Source organism: Shewanella frigidimarina, from assembly GCF_003797125.1.
Taxonomy (GTDB): Bacteria; Pseudomonadota; Gammaproteobacteria; order Enterobacterales; family Shewanellaceae; genus Shewanella; species Shewanella frigidimarina.
Map to the genome: position 1 here is coordinate 342,197 of NZ_RKKE01000002.1, position 12,300 is coordinate 354,496.

At 42.4% G+C, this 12,300-nt stretch carries 11 protein-coding genes; 3 read left to right on the forward strand and 8 right to left on the reverse strand.

The features are described 5' to 3' along the window. Positions 1–16: 16 nt before the first annotated feature. From rseP to rpsB, 8 genes are all read right to left on the reverse strand, one after another. Complete coding sequence (gene rseP / locus EGC86_RS06470; protein ID WP_123777011.1) at positions 17–1,387, reverse strand: sigma E protease regulator RseP; 1,371 nt, start codon at positions 1,385–1,387, stop codon at positions 17–19. Between the two features lie 12 nt (positions 1,388–1,399). Further along, positions 1,400–2,590 carry a 1-deoxy-D-xylulose-5-phosphate reductoisomerase gene (gene ispC, locus EGC86_RS06475; protein ID WP_123777361.1) on the reverse strand — a complete coding sequence of 397 codons (1,191 nt, stop codon included), beginning with the start codon at positions 2,588–2,590 and terminating at the stop codon, positions 1,400–1,402. 5 nt (positions 2,591–2,595) lie between these two features. Beyond that, on the reverse strand, positions 2,596–3,453 hold the full coding sequence (locus EGC86_RS06480) for a phosphatidate cytidylyltransferase (protein WP_123777012.1): 858 nt from the start codon (positions 3,451–3,453) through the stop codon (positions 2,596–2,598). A 19-nt stretch (positions 3,454–3,472) separates the two neighbouring features. Continuing rightward, a complete protein-coding gene (gene uppS / locus EGC86_RS06485) occupies positions 3,473–4,297 on the reverse strand; it encodes a polyprenyl diphosphate synthase (protein ID WP_011636748.1) in 825 nt (274 codons plus the stop codon). Positions 4,298–4,378: 81 nt separating this feature from the next. Beyond that, positions 4,379–4,921: a ribosome recycling factor gene (frr, locus tag EGC86_RS06490; protein WP_220491834.1), complete on the reverse strand. Its 543-nt coding sequence runs from the start codon at positions 4,919–4,921 to the stop codon at positions 4,379–4,381. A 134-nt stretch (positions 4,922–5,055) separates the two neighbouring features. After that, positions 5,056–5,793: a UMP kinase gene (gene pyrH, locus EGC86_RS06495; protein WP_011636746.1), complete on the reverse strand. Its 738-nt coding sequence runs from the start codon at positions 5,791–5,793 to the stop codon at positions 5,056–5,058. Positions 5,794–5,861: 68 nt separating this feature from the next. Continuing rightward, positions 5,862–6,713 carry a translation elongation factor Ts gene (gene tsf, locus EGC86_RS06500; RefSeq protein ID WP_011636745.1) on the reverse strand — a complete coding sequence of 284 codons (852 nt, stop codon included), beginning with the start codon at positions 6,711–6,713 and terminating at the stop codon, positions 5,862–5,864. Between the two features lie 117 nt (positions 6,714–6,830). Next, positions 6,831–7,559: a 30S ribosomal protein S2 gene (gene rpsB, locus EGC86_RS06505; protein ID WP_011636744.1), complete on the reverse strand. Its 729-nt coding sequence runs from the start codon at positions 7,557–7,559 to the stop codon at positions 6,831–6,833. 350 nt (positions 7,560–7,909) lie between these two features. Between rpsB and map the strand changes: the two genes are divergently transcribed. The 3 genes from map to dapD are packed head-to-tail and all read left to right on the forward strand — an operon-like array spanning position 7,910 to position 12,180. Then, a complete protein-coding gene (map, locus tag EGC86_RS06510) occupies positions 7,910–8,707 on the forward strand; it encodes a type I methionyl aminopeptidase (RefSeq protein ID WP_011636743.1) in 798 nt (265 codons plus the stop codon). Positions 8,708–8,731: 24 nt separating this feature from the next. After that, positions 8,732–11,305, forward strand: coding sequence for a bifunctional uridylyltransferase/uridylyl-removing protein GlnD (gene glnD, locus EGC86_RS06515; protein ID WP_123777013.1), 2,574 nt, complete (start codon positions 8,732–8,734; stop codon positions 11,303–11,305). A 50-nt stretch (positions 11,306–11,355) separates the two neighbouring features. Beyond that, entirely contained in the window at positions 11,356–12,180 is an 825-nt protein-coding gene (gene dapD / locus EGC86_RS06520; protein WP_123777014.1) for a 2,3,4,5-tetrahydropyridine-2,6-dicarboxylate N-succinyltransferase, read from the forward strand. Positions 12,181–12,300 lie beyond the last annotated feature (120 nt).

The window sequence follows — 12,300 nt, forward strand, 5'->3', positions numbered from 1 at the left end:
ATTAGTCTGTCCTTGCTCAGAGTCGGGCAAAATCGTTGAATAAGGCTACGCCCATCAACATTAGCAGCAAAGCTGCGCCAAACCTGAATCCTATTTCCTGTACCTTTTCGGGTACAGGCTTACCAGTAATCACTTCTACAAAGTAATACAGCAAGTGTCCCCCATCGAGCACTGGCAGAGGCATTAAATTAATAATGCCTAAGTTAACGCTGATGAGCGCGATAAACCCTAGAAAGTACACTAAGCCGTAACTTGCACTGGCGCCTGCGCCTTGTGCAATCGAAATAGGACCACTAAGGTTTTTCACCGACACATCGCCGGTAAATAATTTTCCAATCATCTTGAAGCTGACGACAACGAGTTGCCATGTTTTGTCAGTTGCAGCGATAACAGAATCTACTATGCCATACTCAAGCTCAAAGCGCATATTATCAGGCCATTGGGCTTGGGTTGGGCTAATTCCAACAATTCCGATAGTTTTACCATCAGAATTTTGTTGTGCTTTTGGCACAACATCAACATTGATAAGTTCACCTTGACGCATCAATGTCATATTAATATTTTTATTGGCAGAGATTTGTACCACATCAACAAACGCATTCCAATCGCTGTATTGAGTGCCATTGATGTTGACGAGTTTATCGCCAATCTTAATGCCCGCTTGCTCCGCCGCACTGTCTTTACTCACTGCCGCTATCGTTGGATCAATCCCTGGACGAAATATCCCCAAACCGAGTGCAGTTATCGGCGACTCTTTTTCTGGATCAAATATCCAATTTCGCGTATCGAGTTTTACGGTGCGAACTGGCATATCCATGCCAGACAACTCTGGTAATGGTGCTAGGGATAACTCAATATTGTCATCACCAATATGACCTACTAAGGCTAAATTAACTTCTTCCCAAGTACGTACCGGTTGTCCTGATACCGCTATAATTTGTTGTGGTTCAACCAACTGAATAACACTAGCAGGGCTATTTAGTTTAGTACTGTCAATGACCGGCTTAATCGACGGAGTACCAATAAGATACATGACATATAACGCTGCTATAGCAAAAATAAAGTTGGCAATAGGGCCTGCAGATACAATCGCAATACGTTGCCAAACCGTTTTACGATTAAAGGCTTGGTCGACTAGCTCGGCTGGGACGTCTTCAACGCGTTCATCAAGCATTTTGACATAACCACCCAAGGGGATCATAGCGACAACATATTCAGTGCCATCTTTACCCACTTTACGCCAAATCGCTTTGCCAAAACCGATAGAGAAACGCTCGACTTTAACGCCACAACGACGGGCAACCCAAAAGTGGCCATACTCGTGGGCTGTAATCAAAATACCCAATGCGACGATAAATGAACCCAAGCTCCAAAAAAAATCTATCATTATTTCCCTGAATTAATTTAGTGTGCTGATAACGGACAATGCCGTGGCACGTGCTTGCTCATCAAGCTGTAATATATCTTCAATACTGTCTAAACGTGTTTGTTGCACCGAGTCTAAACAACGATAATTAACGTTAGCAATATCAGTAAAACGAATTCGGCCTTTTAAAAATGAATCGACAGCAATTTCATTAGCTGCATTCAATACGGTGGTCGCTTCTTGCCCTTGCTCACACGCTTGCATCGCTAAGCGTAAACATGGAAAACGATCAAAGTCAGGTTCACAAAAGCTTAACTGTCCGACTTTGAAAAAATCCAAAGGTTCAACGCCAGCGCCAATTCTTTGCGGATAGCTCATACAATGAGCAATAGGAGTGCGCATATCGGGGTTGCCCATTTGCGCAATAACAGAACCATCACGGTATTGCACCATTGAATGGATCACGCTTTGAGGATGTATCACCACTTTGAGCTGTTCAGCTTGCGTATTAAACAGCCAACGCGCTTCGATAAACTCTAAGCCTTTATTCATCATCGTGGCTGAATCAACGGAGATTTTAGGCCCCATGGACCAATTAGGGTGATTACAAGCTTGAGCAGGTGTCATCGCACTTAAGGTGGCTAAATCAGTGTTTAAAAACGGTCCACCAGAACCTGTTAATAAAATATGTGATATGCCATTGGCACTTAAGTCACAATAACCGAGTTGCGCTTGGACATTGGTTGGTAAACATTGAAATATGGCATTGTGCTCGCTGTCGACAGGTAGCACTGTCGCACCTGATGCTCTAGCCGTGTGCATAAATAACTCACCCGACATAACCAGTGCTTCTTTGTTGGCTAGCAACACCCGCTTACCTGCTTTAACAGCGTCAAATGTCGGTACTAAACCCGCAGCGCCAACAATAGCCGCCATAACGGTATCGGTACGACTGTCGGTCACTAACGCATTTAACGCCTCAGCACCTGTAGTCACTTGAGTAACGCAGTGATTAGGTAATAATGATTTAAGCTCCATAGCGGCGTTCTCATCCACCATATGAGCATACTCAGGCTGATGGGTAATACACAAGGCCAGCATTTTTTGAACACTGGCATTGGCCACTAATCCATAGACATGAAAATCGGCAGGGTTATTTACCATCACACTTAAGGTGCTAGCGCCTATTGAGCCAGTAGCCCCTAAAATCACCATATTTTGCATTGGCATCACATCCACATGACAATGTAGATAAAGGTAAATACTGGCAATGCTGCAGTCAGACTGTCGATACGGTCTAAAATACCACCATGACCAGGTAAAATGGTGCCAGAATCTTTAATGTTTGCAGCGCGTTTGAACATGCTTTCAGACAAGTCACCAAAGGCAGAAGCCAGAGCCGTGACGAGTGTCACCACAATAAGTAAGCCTAGCTCTTGTTCTGGCGCAACATACATAATGCCCGCAACCACTACCATAGTGGTAATTAAACCACCGGCTAAACCTTCAAGCGTCTTGGCAGGACTCACACTCGGCATCAATTTATGTTTACCTAACTTACGCCCAGCAAAATAAGCACCGGTGTCAGTCGCCCAAACCACTAACATAACGATAAACACTAATGCACCACCATAATAGGGATGAACGTTACTGCTTAACGATTTGAGTGCGATTAAAGAGGCAAAACACGGGATGAGAGTTAACTGGCCAAACATGGATTTCAGCATAGGGCTGTCTTTCCATATTTTGGCACTTTTAGGAAAACTGAACACCAATGCGCTGCTGACTATCCACCAAAATACACCGATAGTGATGATGGCTAGATAAATAGGATGTAATTGCCCTTTAAACCACAACACATCTATGGGTACTGATAAATTAAGCGCTATCATTAACAGACCCAGGGTAGCAGTAAAAGACCACTGGGTGACATTACAGCTTGGGTCAATGAAACTGCCCCACTCTTTTGCTGCAATTAAAAACACTGGCACTAACACCCAAGCAAACAAGTTTGCTGGAAGTAAAAATATTGCCCCGAGTACAATTGGGATTAACCACAATGCTGTTATTATTCGTTGTTTTAGCAAAAACTAATCCTCTTAATATTTATATTGCGCGTATCTCTTCAATTTGACTACCCGTCAAACCAAAACGGCGCTGCCGACTGGCAAAAATGGCAATAGCATCACGAAATGCTAGCTCATCAAAGTCAGGCCATAGGGTGTCAGTAAACACCAACTCGGCATAAGCGGCCTGCCATAAAACAAAATTACTAATGCGGTAGTCACCGCCTGTACGGATCATTAAATCAACTTCGCTCTGGTTTTGCATGCACAAATGTTCATTTAATGCTTCTTCGGTCATCTGACTGCTGGTGATTTCGCCACTTTCAACTTTTTCGGCTAATTTTTGTGCAGCTTGTAAGATATCCCAACGTCCGCCATAGTTCGCTGCCACATTTAATATCAGACCAGTATTGCTTGCTGTTTTCTCTTGAGCACCGGCAATCTGTTTCTGTAAACGATTAGAAAACCTGCTGGTATCACCAATAATGTTGAGCTTAACTTGGTTTTTGTCGAGCAATTTCAATTCACGTTGTAACACCGTAAAAAACAATTCCATCAACAAACTGACTTCTTTATCTGGTCGGCGCCAATTTTCACTTGAAAATGCAAACAAGGTTAGTGATTCAATACCAAGTTGACTTGCAGTACTTACCGCACGGCGCACAGCTTTAACACCGGCTTTATGACCGAAAACCCGAGCTTTACCCTGCAGTTGTGCCCAACGGCCATTACCATCCATAATAATCGCAACATGTTTGGGCAGAGATTGTTTTACTACATCAGATAATTGTCCCGGCAACAATTGCGAAGTCATTTGCTCCGAATCGGCTTTAGGGTCTGATTCAAACTCAACTGTAGACGACATCTACGACAATCCTTTATAAAAACAAACGCCGTGTAGTATACCCTTACACGGCGTGTTAACTCTAGCGTCTAAGTTGAGAGATTATACTTCCATCAACTCTTTTTCTTTCGCTGCTAGAATTTGATCGATGTTTTTGATTGATGAATCAGTGTGCTTTTGCACTTCATCTTCACTACGGCGAACATCATCTTCAGTACATGCTTTTGCTTTTTCAAGCTTTTTGACTTCACTGATTGCGTCACGACGAACGTTACGAATGGCAATACGACCATTTTCCGCTTCGTTACGTACCACTTTAATGAAGTCTTTACGGCGTTCTTCAGTTAACGAAGGTAACGGGATACGTAAAGTCGCACCAGCAGACATAGGGTTTAAACCTAAGTCAGAGCTCATGATTGCTTTTTCTACCGCTTGAACCATCGATCTATCAAACACGTTTACTGTTAACGTACGAGAATCTTCTACACCCACGTTTGCCACTTGCTTAAGTGGTGACATAGAGCCATAGCAAGACACTTGAATTGAATCTAATAAACTTGGGTGTGCACGACCGGTGCGAACTTTCGCCATTTGGTTTTTAGTCGCATCAACGCATTTACTCATGCGCTCTTGCGCATCTAACATAATAGTATCAATCACAATAATTTCCTTTTTGTCACAAATTCATGTGTGTTTGAGCATTAGCCTAAGAATGACACATGCAATAAAACCGCTCAAACAGTTAAATTATATAATATAAATATTTTCTGTGTCGGTGATTAAGCAGGTTGTTTACTGCTAATAATCGTACCTTCTTTCTCACCCATAATAACGCGGCGAAGTGCACCTGGCTTGTTCATATTGAATACAAGAATCGGCATATTATGATCACGTGCCATAGTAAATGCAGCAAGATCCATTACTTTTAATTCTGATTCAAGGACTTCGGCAAAACTAAGCGTGTCATATTTAACCGCTTCAGGGTTTTTCATTGGGTCTGCTGAGTATACACCATCTACTTTGGTGCCTTTTAGTACCACTTCAGCTTCAATCTCAATACCGCGTAAACATGCTGCAGAATCGGTTGTACAAAAAGGATTGCCCGTACCCGCAGCAAAAATAACCACACGACCAGACTTTAATAGGCTAATTGCTTCTGTCCAAGTGTAATCATCGCACACACCTTTAAGTGGGATAGCAGACATAAGACGGGCATTAACATATGCACGGTGCAAGGCATCACGCATGGCTAAGCCATTCATTACGGTTGCTAACATACCCATGTGATCGCCCACCACGCGGTTCATACCAGCTTTTGCTAAGCCTTCACCACGAAATAGATTACCACCACCAATAACCACGCCAACTTGAATACCAAGTTCAACAAGCTCTTTCACTTCTTGTGCCATACGATCAAGTACTTTAGGGTCAATGCCGAAGCCTTCTTCACCCATTAATGCTTCACCGCTTAATTTAAGCAGAATACGTCTAAACGCTGGTTTTGGATTGGTGCTCATAATTTTCATCCTGATCATAACAAAACCGCAGCGGTTGCTGCGGTCTTAGGGTATTTAGATTAAAGCGATTACGCTTTTTTAGTAGCGGCAATTTGCGCAGCTACTTCAGCAGCGAAATCTTCTGCTTTCTTCTCGATACCTTCACCAACTTCTAAACGAATAAAGCTGGTTACTGTAGCGCCTTTCGACTTAAGAACTTCGCCAACAGTTTTCTTTGGTTCCATGATGAAAGCTTGACCAGTAAGAGAGATCTCACCAGTGAACTTCTTCATACGACCAACAACCATCTTCTCAGCGATTTCAGCAGGCTTGCCTTCATTCATCGCGATTTCGATTTGAAGCGCTTGCTCTCTTTCTACAAGTTCAGCAGGCACATCTTCAGGGTTTACGAAATCTGGCTTAGAAGCAGCTACGTGCATTGCGATATGCTTTAGTGTTTCTTCATCAGCTTCACCCGCAACAACAACACCAATACGATCACCGTGACGGTAAGACGCAAGGTTTGCACCATCGATATACTCAACGCGACGAACGTTGATGTTTTCACCGATTTTAGTTACAAGCGCAACACGAGTTTCTTCAAACTGTGCTTTTAAGTCTTCGATAGACACTTTAGATGCAGCAGCAACATCAAGCACTGCGTTAGCAAATGCTAGGAAGTTTGAGTCTTTTGCAACGAAGTCAGTTTGACAGTTAACTTCTAAAAGTGCAGCGAAACCTTCGCCATTCTTGATTAGAATTGTACCGTCAGCAGCGATGTTACCGGCTTTTTTAGCAGCCTTCGCAGCGCCGCTTTTACGCATGTTATCAATCGCTAGTTCGATGTCACCGTCAGTTTCAGTCAGTGCATTCTTACAGTCCATCATGCCAGCGCCAGTGCGGTCACGAAGTTCTTTAACTTGGGCAGCAGTAATTGCCATTGTTAAATCCTCTAATTTAATTCGTCTAATATTGCATTTATAAAACAGGGGCCAAAAGGCCCCTGTTCACCAATTATCTTATTGGCAAATAAGGGGGATGATAATCATCACGCCTTATTAAACAGCTTCTACGAAACCGTCTTGCTCAGCTTGAACAGCTAAATCTTGACCACGGCCAGCGTTAGCAGCTGCAGCAACAGAAGAAGTGTACAAACGGATAGCACGCATTGCGTCGTCGTTACCAGGAACGATGTAGTTAACACCGTCTGGTGCAGAGTTGGTATCAACAACTGCAACAACTGGAATACCTAGGTTGTTTGCTTCTTTAATAGCGATATGCTCATGGTCAGCACCGATAACGAATAATACGTCAGGTAAACCGCCCATGTTCTTGATTCCGCCTAAAGACTTTTCTAACTTGTCTAATTCGCGTGAACGCATTAACGCTTCTTTCTTAGTTAACTTGTCGAAAGTACCGTCTACAGACTGGCTTTCTAGCTCTTTAAGACGCTTGATTGACTGACGAACAGTTTTCCAGTTAGTTAACATGCCGCCTAACCAACGATGATCAACATAATACTGATCACAAGAAAGTGCAGATGCTTTGATAGCTTCGCCAGCAGCGCGCTTAGTACCTACGAATAATACTTTACCTTTCTTAGAAGCAATGTTGCTAATGAAAGCTAGAGCTTCGTTGAACATTGGTACTGTATGCTCAAGGTTGATGATGTGTACACCATTACGAGCACCGAAGATGAAAGGCTTCATCTTAGGGTTCCAGTAACGAGTTTGGTGACCGAAGTGAACACCAGCTTGTAGCATGTCGCGCATTGAAACAGTAGTCATTGTATTTACCTTAATGTAAGGGGTTAGACCTCCACGCATCCCATGTTTCGACTTTCTAACTTCTGTTAAGAATGAGAAAGCACCCCGAAAAATGTGTCGATACGTGTGTGATTTAGTATTTAAGTTAATTGCCATGTATAATGACCGCCATATTTTACGATTTGCCGAACACAATGTATACCTTGCTAAAAAAGCAGCGATTGACATTGTATTAACTCGAACCGTACAACAACGATCTTACACATAACGGCGCGCTTTATACCATAAACGGCATGTAAATACAAATTTTTGCCGTAAAATCCTTGGATAAAACAAGCCTATTTTGACCGCCAAAAAGATAGAGAGTTTTCATGAGTATTGTGATCAAAAATGCAGACGAGATAGAAAAAATGCGTGCAGCGGGTAAATTAGCGGCGCAAGTATTAGAAATGGTAGCTCCACATGTTAAGGCTGGAGTGACCACAAATGAGTTAGACGAAATTTGTGCTAAATACACCGAAGAGCAAGGTGCTATTTCTGCACCGCTTAATTATCACGGATTTCCGAAGTCTATTTGTACCTCGGTAAATGAAGTCGTATGCCACGGTATTCCTTCTGAGTACGTGTTGAAAGATGGCGATATGATTAACCTAGATATTACTGTCATCAAAGACGGTTATCATGGTGATACTTCGAAAATGTTTTTAATCGGTGAAGTATCAGCAAAAGACAAACGTTTGAGCCGCATTGCCCAAGAAAGCTTGTATTTAGCCATTCGTAAAGTGCGTCCTGGTTTAAAATTAGGCGAAATTGGTACAACCATCGAAAAATTCATCAAAACAAGTAAAACAGGGCTTGATAAGTACTCCATCGTACAAGATTATTGTGGTCATGGTATTGGCACAGGTTTCCACGAAGAACCGCAAGTTGTTCATTATAAAAATAATGACAAGACCGTGTTAAGACCCGGTATGTGCTTTACGATTGAACCAATGATCAATGCAGGTCGACATACTACTGTGTTGGATAAAAGTGATAATTGGACTGTCACAACTTCAGATAGTAAAAACTCTGCACAATGGGAACATACACTTTTAGTGACCCAAACAGGTGTAGAAGTGCTAACGTTGCGTGAAGAAGAAGACTTTCCACGTATCATTAATCACTAAAGACTCAAATTAGTAAGGACATCAATGAATACTGCGCTGGCCGCCAAAAACGCATTAATTGACTTAAACCAGCGCTTAGTTGAGCAGTACACTGCAAAACACCCTATTGCTGATATTGTTAAACACCGCAGTCAATTTGTTGATGCTTTACTAACACAAACTTGGCAAGATTTTGGCTTACATAATAACCATCTTGCCTTAGTTGCCGTTGGTGGCTATGGTCGTGGTGAATTGCATCCTTATTCAGATATTGACTTACTTTTTTTGGTCGACGATGAACAACTATCACCTGAGACTGAAACTAAACTGGGTCAATTCATTACTTACCTTTGGGATACTGGGCTTGAAATAGGCCACAGTGTCCGCACAATTGCGCAAACCATTGAGCAAGGTAAAGCAGACATCACCATTGCCACAAATCTCATTGAAGCAAGATTGCTCACAGGTAATGAATATCTATTTGACGTGTTATACGATGCTATTCGCCAACAAGACTTTTGGCCCTCTTATGACTTTTATAACGCCAAGAAAGATGAACAAACTGCTCGCCATAGTAAAGCCAGTGCCTTTGATTTAGAACCTAACATTAAAACCTGCCCCGGCGGATTGCGTGATATTCAAACCATCGCATGGGTCGCAATGCGCCACTTTGATGCAGCTACGCTTGAAGAGCTTGTTGAACACGACTTTTTATCACCAGCAGAATTGGCAGAATTAATTGAATGCCAAAATTTTCTGTGGGAAATCCGTTTTGCACTTCACATCACCGCTAATCGCAACGAAAACAGATTATTGTTTGATTTACAGCGACAAATAGCCAGTTTATTAGGTTACGAAGATGCAACTCAATTAGCCGTCGAACAAATGATGAAACGCTACTATCGTACGGTTCGCCGGGTGATGGAGCTTAATCAAATGCTGCTGCAATTGTTTAAGCGTGCAACATTAGGTCACACTCAAGCACTGGAAATTCAGCCAATAAGCGAGGCTTATCAACGTCGCGGGCGTTATATTGAAGTGTTAGATGACGATTTATTTAGCCGCCAAAACGAAGAAATATTACGTTTATTTCTACTGGTGGCGAAAAACTCTAACATTCAAGAAATTTACGCGCCAACGTTACGATTACTGCGCAATGCCCGTAGAGCTCTAACATCACCCTTACAAGAAAATCCCGCCTGTCGTAAAGTGTTTATGGAGATATTAAAACATCCCCGAGGTATTACCGCGCTTTCACTCATGCATCAACACGGGATTTTATCGTCTTACTTACCGGCTTGGCGCAAGATTGAAGGCCAAATGCAGTTTGATTTATTTCATGCCTATACGGTTGACGAACACACCCATAGATTACTGCTCAATATTGACCGCTTTTCACAGGCTGAACAAAAAGATGAATTTCCACTAGGCGCCATCTTAATTAATCAGTTGCCGAAAAAAGGCCTATTAGTCCTCGGGGCCATCTTTCATGATATCGCTAAAGGCCGTGGCGGCGATCACAGCAAATTAGGTTCAAAAGACGCCATCGATTTTTGTAAATTACATGGCATGAATGATCATGACGGTCGCTTAGTGGCTTGGTTAGTTGAAAATCACCTCGTGATGTCAATCACCGCTCAGCGCAGAGATATTTCAGACCCTGAAGTGATTGCACTATTTGCTGAAAAAGTACGCGATGCAGCGCACTTAAGTTATTTATATTGCCTCACAGTAGCCGATATTTGTGCCACTAATGAGAAAACGTGGAATAACTGGAAAGGCTCGTTATTACGCGACTTGTATTTTTCAACTCAACGAGTATTAGCTCGGGGTAAAGAAAAACCTATCGATGCTAAAGCACGCGTAAAAGAGATCCAAGCCAAAGCTAAAAAAGAACTTATTCGTCGTGGCCTCAAAGAAAAAGACATGGATGAACTCTGGTCTCGATTCAAATCTGACTATTTTTTACGTCATCAGCCAACCCAAGTGGCTTGGCATGCAGAGGCTATTCTAAAACATCATCACGACGAACCATTAGTGTTAATGTCTAAACATACAACGCGGGGTGGGACGGAGCTTTTTGTCTATAGCAAAGATAAACCAAAACTGTTTGCCACCGTCATGACCGTTTTAGACAATAAAAATATCAATGTTCATGACGCTAATATCATGACATCAAAAGATAACTATGCACTCGACACCTTTGTGATTTTAGAACAAGATGGCGAGCCAATTATCCAATTGTCACGTATTCAAAGTATTCGTAAAGCACTTGAAAAAGCCTTGGCCAGTGAAAATCCAAAACTGCCGAAGTTTAGAAAACTAGCTCGGATCATGAAACCTTTTAATGTTGCGACTCATGTGAGTTTCTTACCCAGTGCTCGCCATGGTACAAGTATGATGGAATTAATCACCCTCGATACCCCAGGCCTATTAGCCAAAGTCGGTGATACGCTCTATCGTTGCAACGTGACATTATTAGCAGCCAAAATTACCACTATTGGCGAACGTGCAGAAGATTTTTTCATATTACAAAACCAAAGTGGAACGGCCCTAGATGAGCCACAACAGCAACAATTATCTGATGCGCTAGCACTGGCGTTAAAATCATCTAACTAATTTTAAACCATAAATTTACGCTACTAATCATTTAATACCGGGAGAAAACAATGGATGCTTTACGCCAACGCATTGAAGCAGCATTCGAAACACGTCAAGATATCTCACCTTCAAGCGTAGAACCTAGTGTTCGCGCCGATGTTGAAACCGTGATCAATATGCTCGATAAAGGCCAAGCACGCGTTGCTGAAAAGATTGACGGAGAATGGCATGTACACCAATGGCTTAAAAAAGCCGTACTCCTGTCTTTCCGCATTTTTGATAACGGCGTGATTGAAGGTGGCGACACCAAATATTTCGACAAAGTTCCGCAAAAATTTGCCGATTATGATGAAGCCCGTTTCAAAGCAGAGGGCATTCGAGTTGTGCCACCAGCAACGGTTCGCAAAGGCTCATTTATTGGTAAGAACACGGTATTAATGCCATCTTACGTTAACCTTGGTGCTTATGTTGATGAAGGCACTATGGTTGATACATGGGCCACTGTTGGTTCGTGTGCGCAGATAGGTAAAAACGTACACTTGTCTGGCGGTGTTGGTATTGGCGGTGTATTAGAGCCATTACAAGCAGGTCCAACCATTATTGAAGACAACTGTTTTATTGGTGCTCGCAGCGAAATCGTTGAAGGTGTTGTTGTTGAAGAAGGCAGCGTAATTTCAATGGGCGTTTACATTGGTCAAAGCACGCGAATTTTTGATCGTGAAACCGGTGAAGTGCATTACGGTCGTGTTCCCGCTGGCTCGGTTGTCGTATCAGGTAACCTACCATCAGCGTGTGGCACATACAGCTTATATGCAGCGATTATTGTCAAAAAAGTTGATGCTAAAACTCGCGGTAAAGTGGGTATCAATGAACTATTGCGTATTGTTGATTAATTATATTATCCAACGATAATCTAAAAAAGGCTCCTAGGAGCCTTTTTTGTTGCCATAAGCACTATGAATTCTGTGGAATGTTATGACTTTTATGAGGTTCTGAAACAGCGATATATTGAG

What these genes read in the sequence shown, in the direction of transcription:
- rseP (WP_123777011.1), bottom strand. Translation starts at nt 1,387, where the DNA reads ATGATAGATTTTTTTTGGAGCTTGGGTTCATTTATCGTCGCATTGGGT.
- map (WP_011636743.1), top strand. Translation starts at nt 7,910, where the DNA reads ATGAGTATTGTGATCAAAAATGCAGACGAGATAGAAAAAATGCGTGCA.
- frr (WP_220491834.1), bottom strand. Translation starts at nt 4,921, where the DNA reads ATGTTAGATGCGCAAGAGCGCATGAGTAAATGCGTTGATGCGACTAAA.
- tsf (WP_011636745.1), bottom strand. Translation starts at nt 6,713, where the DNA reads ATGGCAATTACTGCTGCCCAAGTTAAAGAACTTCGTGACCGCACTGGC.
- uppS (WP_011636748.1), bottom strand. Translation starts at nt 4,297, where the DNA reads ATGTCGTCTACAGTTGAGTTTGAATCAGACCCTAAAGCCGATTCGGAG.
- pyrH (WP_011636746.1), bottom strand. Translation starts at nt 5,793, where the DNA reads ATGAGCACCAATCCAAAACCAGCGTTTAGACGTATTCTGCTTAAATTA.
- ispC (WP_123777361.1), bottom strand. Translation starts at nt 2,590, where the DNA reads ATGCAAAATATGGTGATTTTAGGGGCTACTGGCTCAATAGGCGCTAGC.
- dapD (WP_123777014.1), top strand. Translation starts at nt 11,356, where the DNA reads ATGGATGCTTTACGCCAACGCATTGAAGCAGCATTCGAAACACGTCAA.
- glnD (WP_123777013.1), top strand. Translation starts at nt 8,732, where the DNA reads ATGAATACTGCGCTGGCCGCCAAAAACGCATTAATTGACTTAAACCAG.
- rpsB (WP_011636744.1), bottom strand. Translation starts at nt 7,559, where the DNA reads ATGACTACTGTTTCAATGCGCGACATGCTACAAGCTGGTGTTCACTTC.